At 60.5% G+C, this 25,249-nt stretch carries 24 protein-coding genes and 1 pseudogene; 18 read left to right on the forward strand and 7 right to left on the reverse strand.

The window, feature by feature from the left end:
* Positions 1 to 129 precede the first annotated feature (129 nt).
* From E2K80_RS07090 to E2K80_RS07105, 4 genes are all read left to right on the forward strand, one after another.
* Positions 130 to 1,089 (forward strand): TRAP transporter substrate-binding protein, encoded by a 960-nt coding sequence (locus tag E2K80_RS07090; RefSeq protein ID WP_135374058.1) that lies wholly within the window; start codon positions 130 to 132, stop codon positions 1,087 to 1,089.
* 88 nt (positions 1,090 to 1,177) lie between these two features.
* Positions 1,178 to 1,708 carry a TRAP transporter small permease subunit gene (locus E2K80_RS07095; protein ID WP_135374060.1) on the forward strand — a complete coding sequence of 177 codons (531 nt, stop codon included), beginning with the start codon at positions 1,178 to 1,180 and terminating at the stop codon, positions 1,706 to 1,708.
* Positions 1,705 to 3,006 (forward strand): TRAP transporter large permease, encoded by a 1,302-nt coding sequence (locus E2K80_RS07100; RefSeq protein ID WP_135374062.1) that lies wholly within the window; start codon positions 1,705 to 1,707, stop codon positions 3,004 to 3,006. Before E2K80_RS07095 ends, E2K80_RS07100 begins: the two co-directional genes overlap by 4 nt.
* An 11-nt stretch (positions 3,007 to 3,017) precedes the next feature.
* Complete coding sequence (locus tag E2K80_RS07105) at positions 3,018 to 3,443, forward strand: universal stress protein (protein ID WP_168193127.1); 426 nt, start codon at positions 3,018 to 3,020, stop codon at positions 3,441 to 3,443.
* Between the two features lie 69 nt (positions 3,444 to 3,512).
* Here E2K80_RS07105 and E2K80_RS07110 read toward each other — a convergent pair whose 3' ends face one another.
* The 6 genes from E2K80_RS07110 to miaA all read right to left on the reverse strand — a co-directional run bounded on the left by E2K80_RS07110 (position 3,513) and on the right by miaA (position 11,982).
* Complete coding sequence (locus E2K80_RS07110) at positions 3,513 to 5,600, reverse strand: dipeptide ABC transporter ATP-binding protein (RefSeq protein WP_135374066.1); 2,088 nt, start codon at positions 5,598 to 5,600, stop codon at positions 3,513 to 3,515.
* Positions 5,601 to 5,710: 110 nt separating this feature from the next.
* Positions 5,711 to 7,168, reverse strand: a complete 1,458-nt coding sequence (locus E2K80_RS07115) for an ABC transporter permease (RefSeq protein ID WP_135374068.1) — start codon at positions 7,166 to 7,168, stop codon at positions 5,711 to 5,713.
* Between the two features lie 14 nt (positions 7,169 to 7,182).
* The gene (locus E2K80_RS07120) at positions 7,183 to 8,271 is read right to left on the reverse strand and encodes an ABC transporter permease (RefSeq protein ID WP_135374070.1); all 1,089 of its coding nucleotides are present in this window, start codon (positions 8,269 to 8,271) and stop codon (positions 7,183 to 7,185) included.
* Positions 8,272 to 8,416: 145 nt separating this feature from the next.
* A complete protein-coding gene (locus E2K80_RS07125; protein WP_135374072.1) occupies positions 8,417 to 10,060 on the reverse strand; it encodes an ABC transporter substrate-binding protein in 1,644 nt (547 codons plus the stop codon).
* Between the two features lie 205 nt (positions 10,061 to 10,265).
* A complete protein-coding gene (locus tag E2K80_RS07130) occupies positions 10,266 to 11,063 on the reverse strand; it encodes a helix-turn-helix domain-containing protein (RefSeq protein WP_135374074.1) in 798 nt (265 codons plus the stop codon).
* A gap of 79 nt (positions 11,064 to 11,142) precedes the next feature.
* Positions 11,143 to 11,982: a tRNA (adenosine(37)-N6)-dimethylallyltransferase MiaA gene (gene miaA, locus E2K80_RS07135; RefSeq protein ID WP_135374076.1), complete on the reverse strand. Its 840-nt coding sequence runs from the start codon at positions 11,980 to 11,982 to the stop codon at positions 11,143 to 11,145.
* Positions 11,983 to 12,161: 179 nt separating this feature from the next.
* On the opposite strand from miaA, the gene pyrH reads away from it, so the two are divergent.
* The 14 genes and pseudogenes from pyrH (at position 12,162) to lpxB (ending at position 24,725) form a co-directional block, all read left to right on the forward strand.
* Positions 12,162 to 12,893 carry a UMP kinase gene (pyrH, locus tag E2K80_RS07140; RefSeq protein ID WP_135374078.1) on the forward strand — a complete coding sequence of 244 codons (732 nt, stop codon included), beginning with the start codon at positions 12,162 to 12,164 and terminating at the stop codon, positions 12,891 to 12,893.
* Between the two features lie 53 nt (positions 12,894 to 12,946).
* Positions 12,947 to 13,510 carry a ribosome recycling factor gene (frr, locus tag E2K80_RS07145; RefSeq protein ID WP_135374080.1) on the forward strand — a complete coding sequence of 188 codons (564 nt, stop codon included), beginning with the start codon at positions 12,947 to 12,949 and terminating at the stop codon, positions 13,508 to 13,510.
* A 36-nt stretch (positions 13,511 to 13,546) separates the two neighbouring features.
* Positions 13,547 to 14,281, forward strand: a complete 735-nt coding sequence (locus tag E2K80_RS07150) for an isoprenyl transferase (protein ID WP_135374082.1) — start codon at positions 13,547 to 13,549, stop codon at positions 14,279 to 14,281.
* Between the two features lie 15 nt (positions 14,282 to 14,296).
* Positions 14,297 to 14,422, forward strand: a complete 126-nt coding sequence (locus E2K80_RS19945) for a hypothetical protein (protein ID WP_338014585.1) — start codon at positions 14,297 to 14,299, stop codon at positions 14,420 to 14,422.
* An 11-nt stretch (positions 14,423 to 14,433) separates the two neighbouring features.
* The gene (locus tag E2K80_RS07155; protein ID WP_338014611.1) at positions 14,434 to 15,087 is read left to right on the forward strand and encodes a phosphatidate cytidylyltransferase; all 654 of its coding nucleotides are present in this window, start codon (positions 14,434 to 14,436) and stop codon (positions 15,085 to 15,087) included.
* Between the two features lie 20 nt (positions 15,088 to 15,107).
* Positions 15,108 to 16,285, forward strand: a pseudogene (gene dxr / locus E2K80_RS07160) (1-deoxy-D-xylulose-5-phosphate reductoisomerase).
* A 1-nt stretch (position 16,286) separates the two neighbouring features.
* On the forward strand, positions 16,287 to 17,618 hold the full coding sequence (gene rseP / locus E2K80_RS07165; protein ID WP_135374084.1) for an RIP metalloprotease RseP: 1,332 nt from the start codon (positions 16,287 to 16,289) through the stop codon (positions 17,616 to 17,618).
* Between the two features lie 147 nt (positions 17,619 to 17,765).
* Positions 17,766 to 17,900 (forward strand): hypothetical protein, encoded by a 135-nt coding sequence (locus E2K80_RS19780; protein ID WP_274379256.1) that lies wholly within the window; start codon positions 17,766 to 17,768, stop codon positions 17,898 to 17,900.
* Positions 17,901 to 18,078: 178 nt separating this feature from the next.
* Complete coding sequence (gene bamA, locus E2K80_RS07170) at positions 18,079 to 20,403, forward strand: outer membrane protein assembly factor BamA (RefSeq protein WP_135376510.1); 2,325 nt, start codon at positions 18,079 to 18,081, stop codon at positions 20,401 to 20,403.
* Between the two features lie 44 nt (positions 20,404 to 20,447).
* Positions 20,448 to 21,098, forward strand: a complete 651-nt coding sequence (locus E2K80_RS07175; RefSeq protein WP_135374086.1) for an OmpH family outer membrane protein — start codon at positions 20,448 to 20,450, stop codon at positions 21,096 to 21,098.
* A 223-nt stretch (positions 21,099 to 21,321) separates the two neighbouring features.
* Positions 21,322 to 21,813 (forward strand): 3-hydroxyacyl-ACP dehydratase FabZ, encoded by a 492-nt coding sequence (gene fabZ, locus E2K80_RS07180; protein ID WP_135374088.1) that lies wholly within the window; start codon positions 21,322 to 21,324, stop codon positions 21,811 to 21,813.
* Positions 21,810 to 22,610 carry an acyl-ACP--UDP-N-acetylglucosamine O-acyltransferase gene (gene lpxA, locus E2K80_RS07185; RefSeq protein ID WP_135374090.1) on the forward strand — a complete coding sequence of 267 codons (801 nt, stop codon included), beginning with the start codon at positions 21,810 to 21,812 and terminating at the stop codon, positions 22,608 to 22,610. The genes fabZ and lpxA overlap by 4 nt, the downstream gene beginning before the upstream one ends.
* Before the next feature lie 4 nt (positions 22,611 to 22,614).
* Positions 22,615 to 23,397: an LpxI family protein gene (locus E2K80_RS19785; RefSeq protein WP_135374092.1), complete on the forward strand. Its 783-nt coding sequence runs from the start codon at positions 22,615 to 22,617 to the stop codon at positions 23,395 to 23,397.
* Positions 23,394 to 24,725, forward strand: a complete 1,332-nt coding sequence (lpxB, locus tag E2K80_RS07195) for a lipid-A-disaccharide synthase (protein WP_338014587.1) — start codon at positions 23,394 to 23,396, stop codon at positions 24,723 to 24,725. Before E2K80_RS19785 ends, lpxB begins: the two co-directional genes overlap by 4 nt.
* Here lpxB and E2K80_RS07200 read toward each other — a convergent pair.
* Positions 24,718 to 25,188 (reverse strand): YbaK/EbsC family protein, encoded by a 471-nt coding sequence (locus E2K80_RS07200; protein ID WP_135374094.1) that lies wholly within the window; start codon positions 25,186 to 25,188, stop codon positions 24,718 to 24,720. The genes lpxB and E2K80_RS07200 overlap by 8 nt on opposite strands.
* Positions 25,189 to 25,249 lie beyond the last annotated feature (61 nt).

Raw genomic sequence — 25,249 nt, forward strand, 5'->3', positions numbered from 1 at the left:
CCGCCATTCTGTCGGCCCTCTGCGAAGGGGTGGCAATTCTGGGCTTAAACACGGGGCCGTGTTGTGCCGTTATGGTCGCAGCACTGACTGCACAATAATAAACACTGACCGTATCACAGGGAAACTCAAATGAATAAGATACTTACATCCATCTCTGCCTCTGCGCTTGCCTTGGGCGTGACCGGTGTTCAGGCCGAAACCTGGGATCTGGCGCTGGCCTATTCCGCAAGCAATTATCATTCCGAGATCGCGGCAGAATTCGCGGCGGAAATCATCGCAAATTCCGATCTTGAGATTGTGACCCATCCCGGTGGGTCGCTTTTCGGGGGATCGGAGATTTTCGGCGCGGTGCGCCGTGGCCTGGCCCCGATGGGGGAGCGTCTGATCTCGGCCCTTGGCAATGAAGATCCGATCTATGAGATCGACTCGGTGCCGTTCCTGGCCACCGGTTTCGAGGGGGCCCGGGCCCTTTATGACGCCTCGCGCCCGGCGCTTGAGGAAACACTGGCCGAGGCGGGATTGCATTTCCTGTATTCCTGCCCCTGGCCGCCACAGGGGTTTTATTCGGTACGCGCGGCAAGTGATCTGGATGCGCTGCAGGGGATGAAATTCCGCGCCTATAACGCCACCACCTCGCGCATGGCCGAAGGTCTGGGCATGATCCCCACAACCATCGAGGCGGCGGAACTTAGTCAGGCTTTTGCCACCGGTGTTGCGGAAGCGATGATCTCGTCCGGCTCTACCGGCTATGACCGGTCGCTTTGGGAACATGTGGATTACTTCTATGATGTTCAGGCCTGGCTGCCCCGCAATATGGTGTTCGTCAACGGCGCCGCGTGGGATGGGCTTGATGCGGACACCCAGGGCGTGATCGAAACCGCCGCTTCCAATGCCGAGGCCACATGCTGGGCCCGGTCCGAGGAACTGGCAGGCTGGTATATCGAACAGTTCACCGCAAACGGCATGACGGTCGACACGCTGAACGACACGGTTCTTGCAGCGTTTCAGGAGGTCGGTGCAGAATTGCGGGCTGACTGGGCAGAGCGCGCGGGGGATCGCGGGCAGGCCATTCTCGACGCTTTGGAATGATCCCTCACACGCGTTGAACAACGCGTTCTGGCGCCGGGCGATCAGACATGACCGCCCGGCTTGCGCATAACCCGCTGGAGGATCACATATGTGGCGAACGGTCTCGAACGGGCTTGAGCGGATTTACACATGGTCCGGCTATGGCGCCGGCGCGCTTCTGGTCTTCATGTGCGCCCTGATTTTCTACAGCGTTCAGGCACGGCTTTTTGGTCTTTATCTGGGCGGTGTGAATGATCTGGCCGGGTATGTGATGGCCACAAGCACCTTTATGGCGCTGTCTTATACATTCCGGTCCAACGGGCATATCCGGGTCGGGCTGGTGATCCAGCGGTTCACCGGAACAACCCGGCGCGGCTTTGAGGTTCTGTGCCTTGCGATCATGGCGGCCGTGATCTGGTTCTTTGCCTTCTATATGGGGCGGCTGGCCTATTTCAGTTTTATCTACGGGGAACGCAGCGAAGGGGCGGATGCCACGCCATTATGGATCCCGCAAACCCCTGTTGCGCTTGGCAGCCTGCTCTTCGCCATCGCTGTGACCCACAGCCTGATACAGGCGGTTTTCGACTATGACGCAATCAACCCGGAAACTTCCGGCGGCGAAGGGGTGAACGAGGTATGATCGAAACACTTGCCATTGTGATCTTCGTTGGCACGCTCTTCGTGCTTCTGGCGCTTGGTGTCTGGGTCGGGGCCGCATTGCTGACCACGGCAGGCCTTGGGATGGCGCTTTTCACCTCGCGGCCGATTGGCGATTCCATGGCCCTGACCATCTGGGGGGATCAATCATCCTGGACGCTGACAGCGCTGCCGCTGTTTATCTGGATGGGGGAAATCCTGTTCCGGACAAAACTGTCAGAGACGTTGTTTCGTGGGCTGGCACCGTTCTTGCGTGGGCTGCCCGGCAGTCTTCTGCATGTGAATATCGGGGCATCGGCGGTTTTTGCGGCGATCTCCGGGTCCTCGGCGGCAACGGTTGCGACGGTCGGCAAGATGTCGATCCCGGAACTGCGGCGGCGGAACTACCCTGAAAAAATGATTATCGGCACGCTTTCAGGGGCGGGCACCCTTGGCCTTCTGATCCCGCCATCCATCGCGATGATCGTCTTTGGCGTGACCGTGAATGAAAGCATTTCCAAACTGTTCATGGCGGCCCTGATCCCCGGTCTGGTTCTGGCGCTGTGCATGATGGTGTATGTCTCTGCCTGGTCAATCATCAACAAGAAGACCTTCAACCCGATACAGGAGGTGGATGTGGCCAATATCGGCCGCCGCCTGCTTGACCTGCTGCCGGTTCTGCTTCTGATCATGGCGGTCATCGGCTCGATCTATAGCGGTACGGCCACGGCGACCGAGGCGGCCGCTTTGGGGGTGTTCGGCGCGGTGCTTCTGTCGGCGCTGCAACGCACGCTGACCTGGGCCAGTCTGATGGAAAGCATCATCGGGGCGATCCGTACCAATGCGATGATCATGCTGATCCTGATGGGGGCCGGGTTTCTGTCGCTGGCGATGGGGTTCACCGGCATTCCACGGGCGCTGGCCGAGGGGATCGAGGCCTGGAACCTGTCACCGGTGATGCTGATCGTGATCCTGACGCTGTTCTATATTGTCCTGGGCTGTTTCCTCGACGGGCTCAGCTCCATCGTGCTGACCATGGCGGTGATTGAACCGATGGTCCGTGTCGCCGGGTTCGATATGCTGTGGTTCGGTGTCTATGTGATGATCGTGGTCGAGATGGCGCAGATCACACCGCCGATCGGCTTCAACCTGTTTGTATTGCAGGGCATGACCGGCAAGGACATGGGCTTTATCAGCCGCGCCTCGTTTCCGATGTTCTGCGTGATGGGCGTGTTCATCATGCTTCTGTTCATGTTCCCGGGAATGGCCACATGGCTCCCCGAATTGCTGAGCAATCGCTAGGAGGGCGCCAAATGACCGACCAGATCCTGATCCTTGTCGATATCGCCCATGGGGACAGCGCTGTTGATCTGTTGATCCAGAGCCGCAAAAGCTTTGCCGATGGTACGCATCATGTGGCCTATGTCATGCCATTCGGCTTTTACAGCTATGTGGAGCCTTATGTCTCGGATGACAGTCAGCGGGCGGCGGCGGATCGTGCGAAATCGGAACTGGCCGCGATACTGGACCGTGCCGGCATGGGGCAGGGCGCCGTGCCCCATATTCTGAGGGGCGGTATCGGGGAGCAGGCATTGCAGCTTGCCAAAAAGCTCGATGCCGCATGGATCGTCTTGAACGCGACCCGCAGCGACAGCACACATACCACCCTTGGCACGCATGCGGCGCAAATCGCACGTCATGCAACATGTTCGGTCTGTCTTGTCAGGCATAAGGCATAGTTTTCGCGTCTTACAGCGTCCTGCCTTAAACCCGCATCCCTATAAACCGTCAGCATCTTGCGCAGGCATTTATTCCGCGGCGATTTTGATGACCGGCTCCATCCGGGTCAGAATATCCTCTGTCAGATGGCATTTGATCTGGTGACCGCTGGCCAGGGTTTTCATCGGCGGCACATCGCGTTCACACAGGCCATCCGGCACCTCGGATTTCCAGCGGCACCGGGTCTGGAACGGGCAGCCCGAAGGCGGGTTCATCGCCGAGGGGATATCCCCTTCAAGCACGATATGCTGTTTCTCGACCGAGGTATCGGCGATCGGCACCGCGCTTAGCAATGCCTCGGTATATGGGTGGTAGGGGGGCGAGAAGACCTGATCGGTATCGCCCAGTTCCACCACATGACCAAGATACATAACCATAACCCGATCAGAGAGATAGCGGACGATGCTCAGGTCGTGGGAGATGAAGAGCAGGGTGGTTTTCTCGTTCCGCTGGATCTCCATCAGCAGATCGGTCACCGCCGCCTGAACCGACACATCAAGGGCCGAGACCGGTTCATCGGCCACCACGATCCGCGCCCCACCGGCGAAGGCGCGGGCAATGCCGACACGCTGTTTCTGCCCGCCGGAAAGCTGGCGCGGCATACGGTCGGCAAAGGCGCGGGGCAGTTTGACAAGATCAAGCAGTTCCAGCATCCGGGCCCGGCGTTCGCCCTCATTCGCGCCGATCCTGAAGATTTCCAGCGCCCGGATAATCTGCCGCCCGACGCTCATCGACGGGTTCAGCGTGTCAAACGGGTTCTGGAACACCATCTGCACAGAGGAAACCGTGTTGGTGTCGCGGTTCTGAATCTCGGTCTGTTCGATATTCTGATTGTCCAGCAGAACCGTGCCATCCGTGGCGGTTTCCAGCCCCATCAGAACCTTGGCCAGGGTGGATTTTCCGCAGCCGCTTTCGCCGACGATGGCAAGGGTCTCGGATTCGCGGGCCTCGAAGCTCAGCGTTTCATTGGCTTTCACCACTTTGGTGCTGGCCCCGCCGAACATGGAATTGGCCGCAACCTCATAATATTTCTTGAGTTTATCGACCTTGAGAACCGTGTCACCAATCGCGGCCTTGTCTTTTTTCTCGGCCAGTACCGGCGGTGCGGCCCAGTCGATTTCGCCGAATTTCAGGCAGCGCGAGGCATGGCGGTCATCGCCCTGGATATCGGCCATGGGAATGTCGCCTGCGTCGCAGCCTCCGGCTTCGAAGTAATCGCAGCGGGGGCCGAAATTGCAGCCTGCGGGGCGTTCATGGGGCAGGGGAAAGTTGCCCGGGATCGCGATCAGCGGACTGGCGTTCTTATCCGCCCCGGGAAGCGGGATCGAGCGGAACAGCGCCTGCGTATAGGGATGCTGCATCTTGTCGAACACGTCTTCGATGGAGCCGGTTTCAACCGCTTCACCGGAATACATGACACAAATCCGGTCACAGGTTTCCAGAACCAGACCAAGATTGTGAGAGATGAACAGCATCGAGGTGCCGTATTTCGCGCCCAGATCCTTGACCAGTTCGACAATGCCGGCCTCAACCGTCACATCCAGCGCCGTGGTGGGTTCATCCAGGATCAGCAGCGAGGGTTTTGACATCAGCGCCATGGCGATAACGATCCGCTGCTGCTGACCGCCGGAAAGCTGGTGGGGGAAGGCGTCAAGCATCCGTTTCGGGTCAGGCAGGCGGACATCGGTGACAACCTGCAGGGCCAGGTCATAGGCTTCCTGCGCCGTGGCGCCTTCATGGATCATCGGCACTTCCATCAGCTGTTTGCCGATTTTCATCGCCGGGTTCAGTGAGGCCATCGGCTCCTGATAGATCATCGCGATTTCCGAGCCCCGCAACTGGCGAAGCTCTTCATCGTTCATCGCGCCCAGATCGCGGCCCTTGAACTTGATACTGCCACCGACAATCCGGCCATTCACGCCCAGATCCTGCATCACCCCAAGGGCGACGGTGGATTTGCCGCAGCCGGATTCGCCGACCAGGCCCATGGCCTCCCCCGGTTGCACGGTGCAGGAGAAATCCATCACTGCGGGGATTTCGCGCAGCCGGGTGAAAAAGGAAATCGAAAGGGTGTCGATCTCAAGGATGGGGCCATCATAAGCGTCTTGATCTGCCATTCATGTTCTCCCTGTCGCCGGTTTGCGGCGTATGGAACCGGTCCGGGTCCGGTCTGGAATGATTGCGGATGCGCGGGGGACCCCCGCGCACCGGTCCTAAAAGGGCGCGGTCAGTCCTTCAGGCTTTCCTCGCGCAGCCCGTCGGCCAGAAGGTTCAGGCCCAGCACCATGGTCATCAGTGCGAGCGCCGGGGGCAGGGCCGGGTGCGGGTAAACCGTCAGCAACCGGCGCCCCTCATTGATGGTCGAGCCCCAATCCGGGCTTTCCGGTGAGACGCCAAGGCCGAAGAAACCAAGGGTTCCAAGCAGGATCGTGGTGTAGCCGATCCGCAGGCAGAAATCGACGATCAGCGGCCCCCGCGCATTGGGCAGGATTTCCCACAGCATGATGTACCAGGGGCCTTCGCCACGGGTCTGACCGGCGGCCACGTAATCGCGGGTTTTGATGTCCAGCACGATGCCGCGCACGATGCGGAACACCGTGGGGGAGTTCACGAAAACCACCGAGACAAAGACGATCAGCAGGTTCCCCTCCATATCGAACATATCCAGAAATTCCGGCAGAAACCGGAACGGCGCCTCGGGGTCTGACACGTCAGACAGAAGCGAAAAGTAAAGCAGCCCCCCCACGATCAGAATTGCCGCAACCGCCAAATCCCGAATGGAGGGTTGGGTGTGATAGCGCGAGTTGAACAGCACAACCAGAAACAGGATCGGAAACAGAAACAGAACCGCCGCCAGATATTGCGGCACACCCGATTCCACGATCTCAGGCGTGACCAGCAGATAAAACAGCAAGATAACCGGGAAGGCCAATACCAGATTGGCGATGAAGGTCAGGATCGTATCGAACTTGCCGCCGAAATAACCCGCAGGCAGGCCAAGGGTGATCCCCACCATGAAGGCAAAAAGCGTGGCCGCAGGCGCGATGGACAACACGTCGCGCGCGCCGAACACCATCCGGCTGAACACATCGCGTCCCAGATTGTCACCACCCAGAATATAAATGATGAAATTACCCTCGTCAGGATCGGGCAGGAAGGTGCCGGGCACCTCGTTGCGCATCTGGCTGATCACGTCGATCGGGCCATGGGTGGCCACCATATTGGCGAAGAGGGCAGTGAACATCCAGAACATGACCAGAAAGAACCCGACCATGCCGATCGGGCTGTCAAACAGTTTGCCGTAAAGGCCCAGTCTGCGCTTGAAGGTGATCGAAAGCGCGAAAGTGGCAATCAGCGCGATCCAGACCGGCAGAAACTTCTGGCCCATGGCCCCGATAAGGCCTTTTGCCTCAAGGCCTGGCTGGACGATCCCGCCGATGATGAACAGGATAACGCAGGTCAGAAACAGCAGCACCGCGTATTTCATCGCCATGAATGTATAGTCACTGGGAGATCGGGTGAGGGTCAGGCTGTGATCGGGGTTGATTTGCACCTCACCGGGTCTGATACCGGCAAAGCTCATCCCCAGTTGGGCGATAAAGGCCAGGGCGAAAACGACAATCGCGGCCAGCATCAGCGGGTTCAGGATCGGGCCAAGGGTGCCTGTCCAGGTTATCGGGTCCATGTGTCAGGTCCTCCTTAAGCGATACGGATGCGCGGGTTCAGATACACATAGCCGATATCCGATATCAGCTGTGTGGCCAGAACCACGATCACGGCGACGATGGAAACCGACATGAGCAGTTCAATGTCGTTGTTGGAGGCGGCCTGCACCAGCGTCCAGCCAAAGCCGTTATAGTTGAACAGGGTTTCCACGATCACCACACCGGTCAGAAGCCAGGGGATTTGCAGCATGATGACGGTGAAAGGTGCGATCAGCGCATTGCGCAGTGCATGTTTCAGAACGATCTTGCGAAAGCTGACGCCTTTCAGCCGGGCGGTGCGGATATATTGCGCGGTCATCACCTCGGCCATGGAGGCCCGGGTCATCCGCGCGATATAGCCCATGCCGTAAAGCGCCAGGGTCATCACCGGCAGGGTGAAGTTCCAGAAGGTGATATCACTCATCGCGGACCGGGACGAGCCGAGGAACAGCGTGCGCCCCTCGATCCAGCCGTTTTCGGCCAGCCAGGGCGACAGCCCGGTGGTGGAGGAGGCCAAAAGGACGATGAAAATCACGCCCGAGACATATTCCGGTGTGGCCGTGGTGGCGATGGACGCGGTGGAAAGCGTCCGGTCCAGCCGGGAGCCTTCGCGCATCCCCGCCATCACCCCGATAAGCAGGGCCGAGGGGATCATCACGATCAGCACCCAGCCCATCAGCTTGGCGGTCAGCAGCAACCGGCCGCCGACGATATTTGAAACGTCATCATCCGATACCGTGGAATAGCCCAGATCGCCCTGGAACATGCCGCAGAACCGGGGCGCATCGGCCGGGTCCATCCCGAAATCAATACATCGACCGGTGATCTCCCCGGTCTCTTCATCGGTTCGGGTCCAGCCCGGCACCACGCCCAGCCATTCGCCATACCGCACCAGCATCGGGCCGCCATAGCCGTTCCTGTCCAGCCAACTCACAACCTCTTCATCGGTCATCCGGGCATTGCCCTGGGTTTTCGCGAGTTTTTCCAGATTGGGGAAAAGGTTGGTCAGAAAGAAGACCACGAATGTCAGGCAAAGCGCTGTCAGAAGCATGACACCGAAGCGCTTGAGAATGAATAGTCCCATTTGGTTCCCTGTCGGTTTTTTCGGCGGCTGGTGCCGGAGACCGGATCTCGTTGGCGGATCCGTTTATCTTGATGGGGCGGGCAGAGGGGACCCGCTTAAAAGACAAAGGGGCGGCTTGAAGGCCGCCCCGGTTCACTGTGAACTGTCAGGATTCGATGCCGAGATAATGCACGTTGATCTCGAATTTCGGATGCATCTCGGCATTGATCACGCCGGGCTGGTAATGGCGGAACAGTTTGCGCCAATAGGGCTGAAGCGTCACCGCCTCTTCCTGCATGATGGTTTCCAGATGCACCATGATCTCGCGCCGGGCATCCGCATTCTGGATCGACAGCGCCTGATCCAGCAACCCGTCAAACTCCGCATTGGAGAACGCGCTTTCGTTCCAGGCCGCGCCCGAGCGATAGGCCAGGGCCAGAATTTGCACGCCAAGCTCCCGCGGGTTCCAGTTGGTGGAACTGAACGGGTAGGTTGTCCAGTCATTCCAGAAGGTGGAACCCGGGATCACCGTGCGGGTTACCGTAAAGCCCGCATCGCGCATCTGTGCCGCGACCGCATCGGTGGTGTTGCGGCGATAGTCATCGTCGATCGAGATGATCTCGAAGTCGAAATCCGCATGGCCGGATTCCTGCAACATCGCATAGGCGGCCTCCTTGTCGATCGTGATCGGGGGCAGTTCCGCATATTCCGGATGGATCGGCGCCACATGGTGGTTTTCCGCCACAATCCCCTGACCGTTCATGCCCAGATCAAGACAGACCGCAGGATCGACAGCGAGGGCAATCGCCTTGCGGACCTGAAGATTGTCGTAAGGCGCATTGTCCTGATTGGGCCGGATCACCACGGTGGCCGCAGTCACAACATCAGACGGTTCCCAGCCGATGGCGTTGAACAGATCAATAAACTCACCCACGGTTTCGTAGGTCATATCGAACTCACCGGCTTCGGCACCGGCCAGCCAGGCCGCAGGATCCTGCCCCAGATCGACAAAATCGACCCGGTCGAGATAGGCATCGCCCCAATAGTCGTGATCGGGGTTGCGTTCCAGTGTCGCCTGCACACCCACCTCGTAATTGGTGATGCGATAGGCGCCTGTGCCGACCCCGTGATCCAGCGGATTGGTGCCGATCAGATCGCGGTGCTGGATTGCTGCGGGATAATCGGCGATGCCGGGGATGATGGTGATATCAGGCGCAGGCAGGTTCAGCCGCAGGGTCAGATCATCGACCACTTCGATGGCGCCTTCGACCGCCTGGCTGGTCTCCGGGTCGACCATCTGGCCCATCCGGGTGGCCATGGAGTTGCCTTCGACCGTTGCATCGCACCAGCCCAGGAAATTGGCCGCCACATCTTCGGCGGTGAAATCATCGCCATTGTTCCACTTTACCCCTTCGCGCAGGTGCAGCGTGTATTCAGTGGCGTCTTCATTGACCTCCCAACTGTCCAGCAGAACGCCGGCGAAGGAGCCGTCGGAATGGTATTCAACCAGATATTCAATGATCCCCCGGCTGACATTGGCCATCTGGCTCCAGTCATAGGTGCGGGGGTCTTTCAGCGCGCGCACTTCCATCTGAATGCGCAACGTGCCGCCCGCAGGTGGGGTCTGCCGCTCGTCCAGCGCCTGGGCCGGGTTCACCCCGATCAGCGCATAGGCGGTGGCGGTGGCGACCCCCATAGAGGAGGTGCGAACGAGGAATTCACGGCGGCTGAGTTTGCCCTGCTTATATTCCTCGGCATACATTTCGGCGGCGGGGTGTACCCGGTCGCCTGTCTTGATCAGGTCTGTCATCCTTGTCTCCCTGTGACATGGTTATTTTCATTTCTATCAGATTTCAGAGCGTCTTTTATCGCGCTTTCCAATCCTGTGACGTCATTGCGCAATATTATATCCAACGCGTCAATGGGCACCACCGTCCATTGATGTATTCTTTGCGACAATATCATGGTCTGAAAGCGACACCACCTCAAAAACATTTTTGTTTTGGGAAAGCCGATTACGCTTTCAGGCGCCGGGGCATCGCACGAAATGCGGTTGGTGTCTGTCCGGCGGATTGCGAAAACGCCCGGGTGAAATAGGCCGGTGACGAAAAGCCGAGCCGTTCCGAAATGGCCCGCGCGGGCAGATCCGTATCGGCAAGAAGATGGCGCGCTTCATGCATCAGGCGGTCATGGATCAGCGCATGGGCCGGTTTGCCCGAGGCATCCTTGCAGACCCGGCTGAGATGGGTGGGGGTGACCCCCAGACGGTTCGCGTAATCAGCGACACCGGCGCCTGTGTGATAGCTGACCGCCAGCAGAACGGCGAATTTTTCGACCAGATGATGGGTCTTGTCGCGCAGTATCGCGCCTTCCTGCCGGTTCAACTCCCGCGTGATCAGGGTGGAAACCAGCATGGCATAGGCGCGCAGCGCCCGGTCCTGTGCCGGGGCCCGGGCCACAACCTCGCGTTCGATCCGTTCTATATGGGCGGTCATATTGCCCTGCGCCTCGATATTCGAGATGCGCAGATGAAACGCGTCATCAGGCAGGCCGATCAACGGATCAGGGGGCAATCGCAGAACCAGGCCCTGTATCTGTTGCGGCAGTTCAAGGGCCATCACCGTGCCTGCGGGCACGAAGATTGCGGTGTTGGGTCCATAGCCCCGGGTGATGCAGCCGACAGACACCCGGCCCTGACCCCGGGTGATCCAGTAGAGGTGATGACGCGTGTTGGAATGCTGCATCTCCACCCGCCATGTGGGGTGCATGCGCAATTGACCAAGGGACATGACGGCATAGGAGTTGGATATCATGAAAGGACGCTACAGATTGCAAAAGTGAAAGGGAAGTGACTTTTATGGCCTGAAATGGCCGATCTGTGCGGGATTTTGCTTATGGTTGCGCAAGATGTTGCCAGCCGGACATGCGCGCCCGGAACCAGGTGCGCTGACGTTTGGCATATTGGCGGGACGCGATGATTGCACTGCTGCGGGCCTCGTCAAGCGTCAGGCGGCCTTGCAGATGCGCGATCAGTTCAGGCGCGCCGATGGCATTGGCGCTGCCACCCGCCTTTGACCAGCGGGGCAGATTGGCGCGGGCCTCGTCCAGCGCGCCGTGTTGCAGCATCAGGTCAAACCGCGCCTCGATTCTGGCCGCCAGCCAATCCCGGTCTGCATCCAGCAGCAATGCATGGGTCTGATCCAGTGGCAGAAGTGGCGGGGCGGTGTCGGCCTGCCAGACGGATAATGGTGTGCCGGTGGTGCGAAACACCTCCCACCCGCGCTGAACCCGGGCGCGGTTCCGGCGGTCGATACGGGCCGCCAGCACCGGATCACTCTGGTCAAGATCATGCAGCAATTCGGCAAGGGGCAGGGCATCACCGGCCTGCCGGATCGCGGGCGGGACCGGCGGGATCGGCGCCAGCCCCTCGGTCAGCGCCCGGAAGTAAAGCCCGGTGCCGCCGGTGATGATCGGCCTTGCACCTTCCAGAATCGGGGGCAGATCGCGCAGCCAGTCCCCCACGGAATAGTTGGCCTCGAACGGGACATGGCCGTAAAGCGCATGGGGTGCGCGGGCCTCTTCCGTCGCGGTTGGTCTTGCGGTCAGGATACGCCAGCCGTCATAAACCTGAAGCGCATCCGCATTCACGATCTGCCCGCCCTGCCGTTCGGCAATGGACAGCGCCAGCGCGGATTTGCCCGAAGCCGTGGGTCCGGCGATCAGAACCGGCATATCGGCGGAAAGAGTTTTCAGGTCTATCAATGGTTTGCGATATTTTCTTGATGTATGCGCCGTGACGCCGAGACGGGCGTTGAACCCGATCCTCTTTTACGCCATGTTGCGGCAATCTCAATGACCTGCCTGCGCTATCCCTCGTACCGCGCCCAAAGGCCCTCGTTCAAGGACCGCCCATGCCAGACGATACTGCGCCAAGCCGCCCCGCCTATGACCGCGTGATGCTGAAAATCTCAGGCGAGGCGCTGATGGGGTCCCAGGGGTTCGGCTTGCACCCGCCCACGGTGGAGCGGATCGCGGCAGAGGTGAAATCGGTTCATGATCTGGGGGTCGAGATCTGCATGGTGATCGGGGGCGGCAACATTTTCCGCGGGCTTCAGGGCAGCGCCCAGGGAATGGAGCGGACAACAGCGGATTACATGGGCATGCTGGCCACGGTGATGAACGCGCTGGCGATGCAATCGGCGCTGGAAAGCCTTGGCGTCTATACAAGGGTGATCAGCGCGATCCCGATGGATCAGGTTTGTGAGCCTTATATCCGCCGCCGCGCGGTCCGGCATCTTGAGAAAAAGCGCGTGGTGATTTTTGCCGCCGGCACCGGCAATCCCTATTTCACAACCGACACGGCGGCGACCCTGCGGGCGAATGAAATGAGCTGTCAGGCTATTTTTAAGGGAACCAAGGTAGACGGGGTGTATGACAAGGACCCGGCCAAACATGATGACGCCATCCGCTATGACGAGATCAGCTATGATGAGGTGCTGGTTCAGCATCTGGGGGTCATGGATGCCTCGGCCATCGCGCTGGCGCGGGAAAACGATGTGCCGATCATTGTGTTCTCGCTGGACGAACCCGGCGGGTTCAAAGGCATACTGGCCGGGGAAGGCACCTATACAAAAGTTCAGTAAGCGCCTAGAACCGCTTGGAATTTGGAATATGGTCAGAAGAACGGGGCAGGAAGATGTCCGACGATATCGAGATTGATGTAGCCGATCTGGAACGCCGCATGGATGGCGCCATGGCGTCGCTGCGGACGGAATTTGGATCCCTGCGCACCGGTCGGGCCTCGGCCTCGATGCTGGACCCGGTGCAGGTTGAAGCCTATGGTCAGATGACACCGGTCAATCAGGTGGGCACGGTGAATGTGCCCGAAAGCCGTATGGTCACGATCAATGTCTGGGACAAGGCAATGGTGGGCAAGGTTGAAAAAGCCATTCGCGAAAGCGGCCTTGGGATCAATCCGCAGTTGAACGGAACGATCATCATGCTGCCGATCCCCGAGTTGAACGAGGAACGCCGCCGCGAACTGACCAAGGTTGCAGCGCAATATGCCGAACATGCCCGCGTGGCGATCCGCAATGTGCGGCGCGACGGGATGGACCAGATCAAGAAGGCCAAGGGGGAGGGTATGTCGGAAGATGACCAGAAACTCTGGGAAGCCGAGGTGCAGGAGCTGACCGACGCCCATATCGGCAAGGTGGATGCCGCGCTGGAAAGTAAACAGGCAGAGATCATGCAGGTCTGAGTCAACGCCTAGCTGCCACAGAACCAGGAACCGGATATGACCATGACGCGTAAAGACAAGTCCACGGACAAGACCCCGCGCCATGTGGCCATCATCATGGATGGCAATGGCAGATGGGCGCAGATGCGCGGGCGGACCCGGCTGATAGGCCATCATGCGGGGGCAAAACGGGTCAAGGAAATTGTGCGTGCCTGCCCGGAACTGGGCGTTGAATGCCTGACGATCTTTGCGTTTTCGACCGAGAACTGGAAGCGGACGCAATCGGAAGTGGCGGGGCTGATGAAGCTGTTCAAACGCTATATCCGGCACGAGACACAATCACTTTGTGAACAGAATGTTCAGGTGCGCTTTATCGGTGACAGGGTCCGGCTGGAACCGGCACTGGTCGATCTGATGGATAATCTGGAGCTTCTGACCTCCACCAACACGGGCATCAACCTGACTGTTGCGCTGAATTATGGCGGTCGGGACGAGGTGGCGCGGGCCACAAGGCGGCTGGCCCATGATGTGGCCGCAGGCAAGCTGGACCCGCGCGAGGTAACCGATGAAACCTTGCCGAAATACCTTGATACCTGCCTGCTGCCCGATCCCGATCTGGTGATCCGCACCAGTGGCGAGGCGCGGATTTCGAACTTCCTTCTCTGGCAATCGGCCTATGCGGAATATGAGTTTATCGACACGCTCTGGCCTGATTTCACCCCTGAAGAATTTCGCAAGGTGCTGAACCGTTTTGGCGCGCGCGACCGCCGTTTTGGCGCTGTTCCCGCCTGATCCGCGCCCAGGGCCATGACATTCAACCGCGATAGTTTTTCCGATCTCGCCTTGCGTATGGCCACAGGGGTGACCATGGCGGTCATCGGTCTGGCCGCGGTCTGGCTGGGGGCTGGTGGTATATCTCTCTGGTCCTGCTGATCGTCGGCACGCTGGTCTGGGAACTGGTGCGGATGCTGGGTGGCGGTGCCGGCCGGGCCGGCCTGATCGGGATCATGGCGGCGCTGCTGTTGCTGGTGGCCAAGCTGCTGCCGGTCGGATTTGGCCTGTTGCTCCTGCTGCTGGCCTGTCTTGCGGGGGCTGTGCTTCTTGGGAAGACCCGCGGGCTTTATATTGCCCATTCCGCGCTGATCCTGTTTGCCGGGTTTGGTCTGTTGATCCATCGCGAGGAGTTCGGGCTGATCTGGATGATATGGCTGGTTCTTGTGGTCGCGGGCACCGATGTCTTTGGCTATTTCGCGGGCCGGATCATCGGCGGGCCGAAATTCTGGCCCCGGATCAGCCCGAAAAAAACCTGGTCGGGCACTGTGGCGGGCTGGATCTGTGCCGGGATTGTCGGGGCGGGGTTCATGAAACTCACCGGGTCCGGTGTGGAGCTGATCGGCATTTCGGTCGCGTTGAGCATCGCAAGCCAGATCGGCGATATTACGGAAAGCGCGCTGAAAAGACGGGTGGGCGTCAAGGACAGTTCAACCCTTCTGCCGGGGCATGGCGGCGTGTTTGACCGGTTTGACGGGATGCTGGGGGCGGCGCTGCTGCTGTTTCTGGTCGAAAGCCTGACCGAATTCCCGCCAATGCCGCTTTGATGCCGCTTTAGGGAGAACCGATGCGCAAGGTCAGTATCTTCGGCGCCACCGGGTCGATCGGGCAGAATACGCTTGATCTGATCATGCGCGACCCCGGGGGTATGACGTGGTGGCGCTGACCGGCGGGCGGAATGTAACGCAACTGGCACGCGATGCGGTGGCGGTGGGGGCCGATCTGGCGGTGACCGCGTTCGAGGATTGCCTGCCGCCGTTGCGCGCAGCGCTGGCGGGCACCGGGGTTGAGGCCGCGGCGGGGGACACCGCGCTGATCGAGGCGGCGGACCGCCCCGCCGACTGGATCATGTCGGCGATTGTGGGCGCGGCGGGGCTGGCCCCCGGTCTGCACGCGCTGCGCCACGGAACCACATTGGCGCTGGCCAATAAGGAAAGCCTGGTGGCCGCCGGGCCGCTTCTGCTGGCCGAGGGCAGGGCCCACGGGGCGACCATCCTGCCGGTGGACAGCGAACATTCGGCGGTGTTTCAGGCGCTGACCGGTGAACGGATCGACACGGTGGAACGGATCATCCTCACCGCCTCGGGCGGCGGGCTGCGCGACTGGCCGGTTGAGGCGCTGCCAAAGGCCGGTATCGCCGATGCGGGGGCGCATCCGACCTGGGATATGGGCCAGCGGATCACCATCGACAGTGCCTCGATGTTCAACAAGGCGATGGAACTGATCGAGACAAGGGAGTTTTTCGGCGTCCGCCCCGATCAGATCGAGGTGGTGGTGCATCCGCAAAGCATCGTCCATGCGCTGGTGGGGTTCTGCGACGGGGCGCTGATGGCGCATCTGGGGGCGCCGGATATGCGCCATGCCATCGGCTATGCGCTGCATTGGCCTGACCGGGGCCCTGTGCCGGTGGCACGGCTCAACCTTGCGGAACTGGCAACGCTGGAGTTTCTGGCCCCCTGCGATACACGCTATCCGGCGCTGAAAATCGCCCGTCAGGTGATGGAAACCGGCGGCCATGCGGGTGCGGTGTTCAACGCCGCCAAGGAAATCGCGCTGGACGGGTTTCTGGCCGGTCGCATCGGGTTTATGGACATGTCCCATGTGGTTGAGGCCACATTTGACGGGATTTCGCACCACATTCGCCTCACCGATGCCATAGACACCCTTGAGACCGTACTGGAAACAGACCATCTGGCACGACAACAGGCCGATGCGCAGGTCACAAAAATACAGGAACGTACATAGCATGGAATTCATCCCCCAGTTCGGCAACATCGCATTCACGGTGCTGGCCTTTGTTCTGGCGCTGTCGATCATCGTGTCGATCCATGAATACGGGCATTACATTGTCGGCCGCTGGTCAGGCATCCATGCAGAGGTGTTCTCGATCGGATTCGGGCCGGTTGTCTTCAAACGGATGGATCGTCACGGCACCCGATGGCAACTCGCGGCCCTGCCGTTTGGCGGCTATGTGAAATTTCTGGGCGATGCCGATGCAGCCTCGGGCAAGGACGGGGCGGCGATAGATGCGCTTGACATGGCCGAAAGGCGGCGGTCGATGCATGGCGCCCCGCTTTGGGCGCGGGCGGCCACCGTTGCGGCGGGGCCGGTGTTCAATTTCATCCTGTCGATCCTGATTTTCGCGGGCGTCGTGATGGTTTCGGGCCAGGCGGTGGAGGAGGCGCGGATTGGCGTGGTGAAACCCCTGCCTGCGGATATCGCGGTTCTGCAAGAGGGTGATCTGGTTACCGCCATCGCCGGGCAGCCGGTGACCGGCCTGGCGGATATCTACACGCTCAGCCGTGACACACTGCCCCCGTCGCCGGCGCTTTTATATGATATCGAACGCGATGGTCAGGTGATGCAGATCGAAGCCGGCTTTCCCCTGATCCCGGTGATTGACGCGGTGACCCCGCAATCGGCGGCGATCCAGGCCGGGCTGGATGTGGGTGATGTGATCCGGTCCACCGACGGGGTGGATATTCATGCCTTCGCTGAGTTGCGCGACGCGGTTGAAGCCTCTGACGGGGCACCCATGGTGCTGGGGGTCTGGCGCGCGGGCGAGATGCTGGAGATCACGCTGAGCCCCCGGCGAATGGATCTGCCCCTGGCCGATGGCGGGTTTGAAACCCGCTGGCTGATCGGGATCAGCGGCGGCCTGTTCTTTGAGCCGGTGACCGAGCCGGTTGGCCTGTTTGAGGCCGCTGAGTTTGGCATCAGCCAGACCGGTTTCATCATTCAGTCGTCCCTGTCGGGCCTGTGGCACATGATCACCGGCGCCATCTCAAGCTGCAATCTGCAAGGCCCGATCGGCATTGCCGAGACATCCGGCGCTGCGGCCAGCCAGGGTTTGGACAATTTCATCTGGTTCATTGCGGTTCTGTCCACGGCTGTGGGCCTGCTGAACCTGTTCCCGATTCCGGTTCTGGATGGCGGGCATCTGATCTTTCACGTCTATGAGGCGGTGGCGGGCAAGCCGCCTTCGGACCGGGCGCTGAAGATTTTCATGACCATCGGCCTGACGCTGCTGCTGTCATTGATGCTGTTCGCACTGACCAACGATATTTTCTGCCCGTAAAGGCAAAGGCTTAACGAAAGGCAAATCATCAAAGCGCCCTGTGGCTGCCCAAATCGCGCCATATTCATCACCCATATCTGATTCATCACCCATATCTGAATATGCAAATTTCTCTCTTCAGGAGAGAGAAGAATTAGGGCGACCGAGATGAAACTGCTTTCTCAAGGCTATAACGGCATCAGCTTCTTTGTGCAGATCAATGTGGACCGGTTGCTGGTTCCGCTGACAATTATCGGCGCGCTGACCGTGGCAGGGTGGTTGCTGTCCTACGCGACGATCTGATCTGCGCCGACCCCGTTGATTTTGAATATCCTGCCCGGCCCCGAAGGGGGAATGGGGCATGCATATTGTGACACAGCCTGTGGATAACCCCTACAGGCTGCGATGGATCGTTTTGACAACCCCCCCGCGCTTCGGTAGGCAGGGCATGAGGATGCGGGTCAAAACGGGGCAGGATTCGATGAGCAATCGGACGATACTCACACTAGGATGGCAAGGACGGTGGCGAGGGTTGTTTGCACCCCTTGCGGCGCTGTGTCTGACTTGCCTTTTGGCATGGCCGGTGACGGCGCAGGACTTTCGGTTCTCGCAATTCGACGTGCAGGGCAATCTTCGCATCGAAGCAAGTACAATTCTGACCTATGCCAATATTGCACCTGGCGAAGCGGTGACCGCAGGCCAGGTCAATGATGCACAGCAGAACCTGCAAAGCTCGGGTCTGTTCGAAAGTGTCGAGGTTGTGCCGCGCGGATCAACCCTGGTGATCATTGTTCAGGAATACCCGACCATCAACCGGATCAATATCGAGGGCAATCGCCGTCTGGATGATGAAGACCTCTTGCTGATCATGACCTCACAGCCGCGCCGGGTCTATTCCCCTTCTGTGGCGGAACAGGATGCCGCCGCGATCACCGATGCCTATCGCGAGGCCGGTCGTCTGACCGCAACCGTCAACCCGCAGATCATCCGCCGCAGTGACAACCGGGTCGATCTGGTTTTTGAAGTGACCGAAGGCCGGGTGGTCGAAACCGAACGTATTGCCTTTGTCGGCAACCGCAATTTTTCAGACCGTCGTCTGCGCCGGGTTCTGGAAAGCACCCAGGCCGGATTGCTGCGCGCAATCATTCGCCGGGACAGTTTCGTTGCCGACCGCATCCCGTTTGACCAGCAATTGCTGACGGATTTCTATCGCGACCGGGGCTATGTGGATTTCGAAGTGCAAAGTGTCACCTCGGAACTGGCGCGGGGGCGTGATGCCTATTTCATCACCTTCAACATCCGTGAAGGCCAGAGCTATGATATCGGGCAGATCACCGTGGTCAGCGATCTGCCCGAAATTGATGTGGATGAATATTTCGAAGCGATCCGTATCCGCCCGGGCCTTACCTACAGCCCGCGGCTGATCGACAACACGATCGACAGGATGGAAAATCTTGCGACCCGTCAGGGGTTGCGTTTCGTCCGGGTTGAACCGCGGATCACCCGCAATGATGCGGATCTGACGCTGGATGTGGAATTCGCCGTCATCCGCGGGGACCGTATTTTTGTCGAACGGATCGATATCGAAGGCAACGCCACCACGCTTGACCGGGTGGTTCGCCGCCAGTTTGACACGGTCGAAGGCGACCCGTTCGACCCGCGTGCGATCCGTCAGGCTTCGGAACGGATCAGGGCGCTTGGCTATTTTTCGGATGTGCAGGTGGAAGGCCGCCAGGGCACGGCATCGGATCAGGTGATCGTTGATGTGGATCTGGAAGAACAACCCACGGGTTCTTTGGGCTTCTCGGTCAGCTATTCCAGTGACACCGGGACAGGTCTGGCCATTTCCTTTGCCGAACAGAATTTTCTGGGACGCGGGCAGAGTGTAGGGCTTTCGTTCAGCACCGCGTCGGATAGCCGGGGATTTGATTTAAGCTTCGAGGAACCGGCCTTTCTGCGCCGCGATCTGTCACTTGGGCTGGATCTGTTCTATAACGAGACAAATCAGGAAAATGCCAGTTTCAACACCGAGAATATAGGGTTCGGCACCACACTTGGCTTCCCGATCAGTGAATATGGCCGGATGGCTGTTTTCTATCGCCTCTCTAATGATAAAATTCTGGATGTGCCGTCAGACAGTTCGGCAATTCTTATGCGGGAAGAGGGCAGCCGGACCACCTCATTGCTTGGCTATACGCTAAGCTATGACACACGGAATACGGGTCTCAATCCCAATGCCGGGGTGTTTTTGCGGTTCAGTCAGGAAGTGGCCGGTCTGGGCGGGGATAATGAATATATCCGCACCACGGCGCTTGCCTCTGGCGAAACGGCGATTGCCAATGAGGAAGTGACCCTGCGGGCCACAATCGAGGGTGGCGGGCTGTATATGTTCAACGGCAACAGCCGGTTCACGGATCGGTTCTTTCTGTCCAGCCGGCAGATGCGCGGCTTTGAACCACGTGGTCTGGGCCCCCGTGACCTTGCATCGGGCAATGATGATGCGCTTGGCGGTAACTTCTTTGCCGTTGCCCGCTTCGAGGCGGCATTTCCTCTGGGGCTGCCCGATGAATACGGGATCTCGGGCGGGTTGTTCGCGGATATCGGTACGGTCTGGGGTCTTGATGACACTTCGGGAACCGGCGGTGTGCAGGTGGATGACAGCCTGCATTTTCGCTCCTCTGTCGGGTTCTCGATTTTCTGGGACACGGCCATTGGCCCGCTGCGGTTCAATTTCAGCCACGCGATTGATACCCTGCCTTATGACCGCACGCGCGATTTCGATCTGACCATCGAGGCCCGGTTCTAGCGCGTTGCAACATGACGTCGAAACGCTGAAGGGGAGGTGCCTGTATGACGCTGATGCGGCCCCGCTGTTTCTGGCACGCCCTGACGCTGAGTGTCGGGGTCTTGCTGGTTTGCCCGGCTGGGCAGATATCGGCGCAGCAAGTGCAACCGCTTACAGCGCCCGAGGGGATTCTGGTTCTCAATCAGGATGCGCTTTTTGCCCGCTCGCAATTCGGTCAGCGTGTCCAGCAGGAACTGGAGCAGGCCGGAGAACGCCTTGCCGCTGAAAACCGTGAGATCGAGGCACAGCTGACCGAAGAGGAAATGCGGCTGACCGAGGAGCGCCAGGGCATGGACCCGACTGCGTTTCGGGTGCTGGCCGATGAATTTGATACCCGCGTGGGAGAGATTCGAACCGCCCAGGACGCCAAGGCGCAATCGCTGAATGATCAGGCGGATGCCGCCCGGCAACAGTTTTTCGAACTGGCTTTCCCGATCCTGCTGGAACTTGTGCAGGACCGCGGGGCTGCGGTGATCATGGATAGCCGCGCGGTGCTGCTGTCGGCCGAGACGGTGGATATCACCGCAACGGCACTGATCTGGGTGGATGACCGGATCGGTGATGGCGGCGAGGGGCCGCTATTGGAGACCGATGGTCCAAGGCTGCCCGTGCCGCGTTCAGATGCCGGTTCTGACCCCGCGACAAATGCCCCCTGAACCGGTTTGCCACCACCCGTCAGCCTGTCAGGCCCGGGCCGGGCGCGGCCTTTGGCAAATCATAGCAGCCCGGCGCAAGCCATCTTGCCGCGCCGGGGACGAGTTGCTACCAGAGGCGGGCGTCAGGGCAGGATCGGTCTTGCCCGATTGCCCAGGCCGCCAAAGACCCAGTAAGGCCAAAGACCCAATAAGGCCAAAGACCCAATAAGGACTGTGTCCGCCCATGACTGCCGATATTCCCCAGACCGCCGATATTGATCTGATCCAGCGGATCATTCCGCATCGCTATCCGTTCCTGTTGATCGACAGGCTGCGCGACATCGTGCCGTTCACCAGCGCGGTCGGCGTGAAGAATGTGACCTTCAATGAGCCGCATTTTCAGGGACATTTCCCGGGCACCCCGATCATGCCCGGTGTCACCATCATCGAGGCGATGGCCCAGACCGCGGCGGCGATGGTGGGGATCAGCATGGATATGGCGGATAAGGAGTTGCTGGTCTATTTCATGGCGATTGATAAATGCAAATTCCGCCGCAAGGTGGTGCCGGGGGATGTGCTGGAACTGTCGGTCACGGTCAGCCGTGGCAAGCCCGGCGGCAAGGTCTGGAAGTTTCAGGGCACCGGCACGGTGGATGGCGAGATGGCCGCACAGGCGGAATTTACCGCGATGATGGACCTGCCCGACCCTGCCCCGGGGCCCGAGGCTGCCGCATGAGCATTGACCCTTCGGCAGAAATCCACGGCTCGGCCGTGGTGGAGGAAGGGGCGGTGATTGGCCCCGGCTGCCGGATCGGCCCGTTCTGCATGGTCGGTTCCGAGGTGGTGCTGGCCGAAAACGTGGTGCTCAAATCCCATGCGGTGGTGACCGGCTGGACAGAAATCGGCGCCGGGACAGAGATTTTTCCCTTCGCCAATATCGGTGACATCCCGCAGGACCGGAAATTCGCCGGTGAACGGACCCGGCTGATTGTCGGTGCACGCAACCGTATCCGCGAATCCGTCACCATGAATACCGGCACCGAAGGTGGCGGCGGGGTGACCCGGGTGGGCGATGACGGGCTGTTTCTGGCCGGGGCCCATGTGGCCCATGACGCGCAGGTGGGCGACCGGGTGACGATGGTCAACAATGCCTCGCTGGCGGGCCATTGCATCGTCGAGGATGATGTGATCATCGGCGGGCTCAGCGGGGTGCATCAATTCGTGCGCATCGGGCGCGGCGCAATCATCGGGGCGGTCACCATGGTGACCCATGATGTGATCCCCTACGGGCTGGTCATGGCGCCGCGCGGCGAATTGCAGGGGCTGAACCTTGTCGGACTGAAACGCAAAGGTGTCAGCCGCGAGGATATCACCGCGCTTCGCGCCGCATTTCAGGCTTTGGCCCAGGGGGAGGGCGCGTTTCAGGACCGGGCCCGCCGCCTGCCCGAGACCTGCGGCGACAGTGCCTATGTGCGCGAGATCGCGGATTTTGTGCTGGCCGCGACGGACCGGTCCTTTCTGACCCCGGGATAGGCCGATGGCACGTGCGATCATCGCCGGAACCGGGGCACTGCCCGGTCTGCTTCTGAAAGCCGGTCCGGCGCATCTGGTGGTGTTTGACGGGGTTGAGATCAAGGCCCATGGCACGCCGGTGATCCCGGCCCGGTTTGAACAACTGGGGCGGCTGTTCACCCGGCTCAGGGAGGAAGGCATTGATGAGCTTTGCCTGGCCGGTGCCATGACCCGCCCGCAATTCGACCCCTCGGCGCTGGATGCAGAGACCATGGAACTGATGCCGCGCCTGATGGCAGCACTCGCGCAGGGGGATGACGGGTTGCTGTGCAGCATCATCGCTTTGCTGGAAGATCAGGGCTTCACCGTGCGCGCCGCCCATGAACTGCGCCCGGATCTGGTGCTGGACGAGGGGGTGCTGACGGGCATCCCGACAGATCGTCAGCAGGTGGATGCGGCCCGGGCCCGCGCGGTATTGGAGGCTTTGGGACCTTTGGATGTGGGGCAGGGGGCTGTGGCGGCGGCCGGTCAGATGCTGGGGATCGAAACCTTGCAGGGCACCGATGCGATGCTGAATTTCGTCGCCCGGGGCCGAACGGATATGGGCGGTGTTTTTGTCAAACGCCCGAAACCGGGGCAGGATCTGCGGGTGGATATGCCGGTGATCGGGCCCGAGACCGTGCGCGCCGTTGCCCGCGCCGGTCTGGACGGGATCGAGGTTGCCGCGGGCGGTGTGTTGCTGCTGGATCGCCGCGCGGTGCTGGCCGAGGCCGAAACCCATGATGTGGCGATCTGGGCCACCCCATGAGCTTGCGGGTATTCCTTGTGGCGGGCGAACCCTCGGGCGACCGGTTGGGCGCGGCGCTGATGGCCGGGCTGAAAACGCTGGACCGGGATATCACATTCCATGGCATCGGCGGCCCGCTGATGGAGGCCGAGGGGCTGAGCTCGATCTTCCCGATGGAGGTGCTCAGCGTCATTGGCCTGGCCGAGATATTGTCGCGCCTGCCCTCGCTTCTGAAACGTGTGGCCGAGACCGCCGATGCGGTGGCGGCGCTGAAACCCGACGCGCTGATCACCATCGACATCCCGGAATTTTCCCTGCGGGTTGCGGCCAAGGTGAAAGCGCAGGCGCCGGATATGCCTACAATCCATTATGTCGCGCCCACGGTCTGGGCCTGGCGGTCGGGGCGGGCGCGGAAAATGGCGCGGTCGGTTGATCATGTGCTGGCCCTGTTCCCGTTCGAGCCGCCGCTGATGGAGGCCGCAGGCATGAGTTGCGATTTTACCGGCCATCCGGTGACAACCGAACCGGTCGCCAGCGCGCAGGAGGTGCAGGCGTTCCGCGCCCGCCACGGGATCGGGGAGGATGCCCCGCTGGTGCTGGTGCTGCCCGGCTCGCGCCGGGGGGAGGTCGCGCGGCTGGCCCCGGTATTCGGCGAAGCGCTGCGTCCGGTTCTGGCGGCGCATCCTGACGCCCATGTGGTGCTGCCCACCTTGCGTAATGTGGCCGACGGGCTGAAAGAGCAGGTACAGACCTGGCCGGTTCAACCGCTGATCATCGACCCGGGTGCAATGACGGCCGGGGCCTATGGCTTGGAAAAACGTGCGGCTTTTGCCGCAGCCGATCTGGCGCTGGCGGCCTCGGGCACGGTCAGTCTGGAACTGGCAGCGGCGGATACGCCGATGGTGATCGCCTATGATATCAACTGGCTGTCGAAACAGGTGATCCGCGCGATGCTGAAGATCGACACGCTGACCCTGGTCAATCTGGTCTCGGGCAGCCGGGCGGTGCCGGAATATATCGCCGAGAATTGCCGCCCTGATCTGATTTCAAAGGCGCTGCTGGACCTGCTGAAGGATGAAACCGCGCGGCAGGCGCAGCAGGACGCGGCGGCCCGGACCATGGAATTGCTGGGCCGGGGGGGGAGGCACCGGGTCTGCGCGCGGCGCGTTCAGTTCTGCGGGTGGTCCATCGCGCGTCTTGAAAACCTGGTCACAGGAATTCTCCAGAATTCCTTGTGGAAAACTGGAGTTTTCCACTTTGCAAATTATAGCTTCGGCCTGAAATTCTGGACCTCCTCACACGACCATTCCGCCCGGCAGTTCGGAATCACAATCCGGTGCTCTACGTGACGAAATCCGCCGCCACCGCCCCGCTCAACGATTGCAGAAGATCGGGGGCAATTGGAAAGATATGGCGCGGTGTGCCGGCAGCGGCATACACCACATCGAAGGCAGACAGGCGCGGGTCAAACCAGGCGCGGATCGGGTTCAGATGCCCCAGAGGCGCCACCCCGCCAATGGCAAACCCGGTCTGGGCGCGGATCAGATCGGCATCGGCCTTGCCAAGCGGTTCCCCCGCCAGGGCACTGGCCTTGGCGGCATCCACCTGATTGCCGCCTGCGGTGATGAACAGCACGGCCTCGCCGCTGATCTCGGCCCGGAAGATGATGGATTTGGCGATCTGGTCTATCTCGCACCCTGCGGCCTCGGCAGCCTGGGCGGCGGTGCGTGTGGTGGCGGGCATGTCCAGCACCGTCCCTGTCACACCCGCCTCGGCCAGGGCGCGTTCCACACGTTTCAGGCTTTTGCTCATCGGGGTTTCTTCCTTGTTTGCGATGCCGGACCATTGCAAGGATCGGAAGGGGCGGCAAGAG

The sequence above is a fragment of the Rhodophyticola sp. CCM32 genome (genome assembly GCF_004751985.1).
Lineage (GTDB): Bacteria > Pseudomonadota > Alphaproteobacteria > Rhodobacterales > Rhodobacteraceae > Rhodophyticola.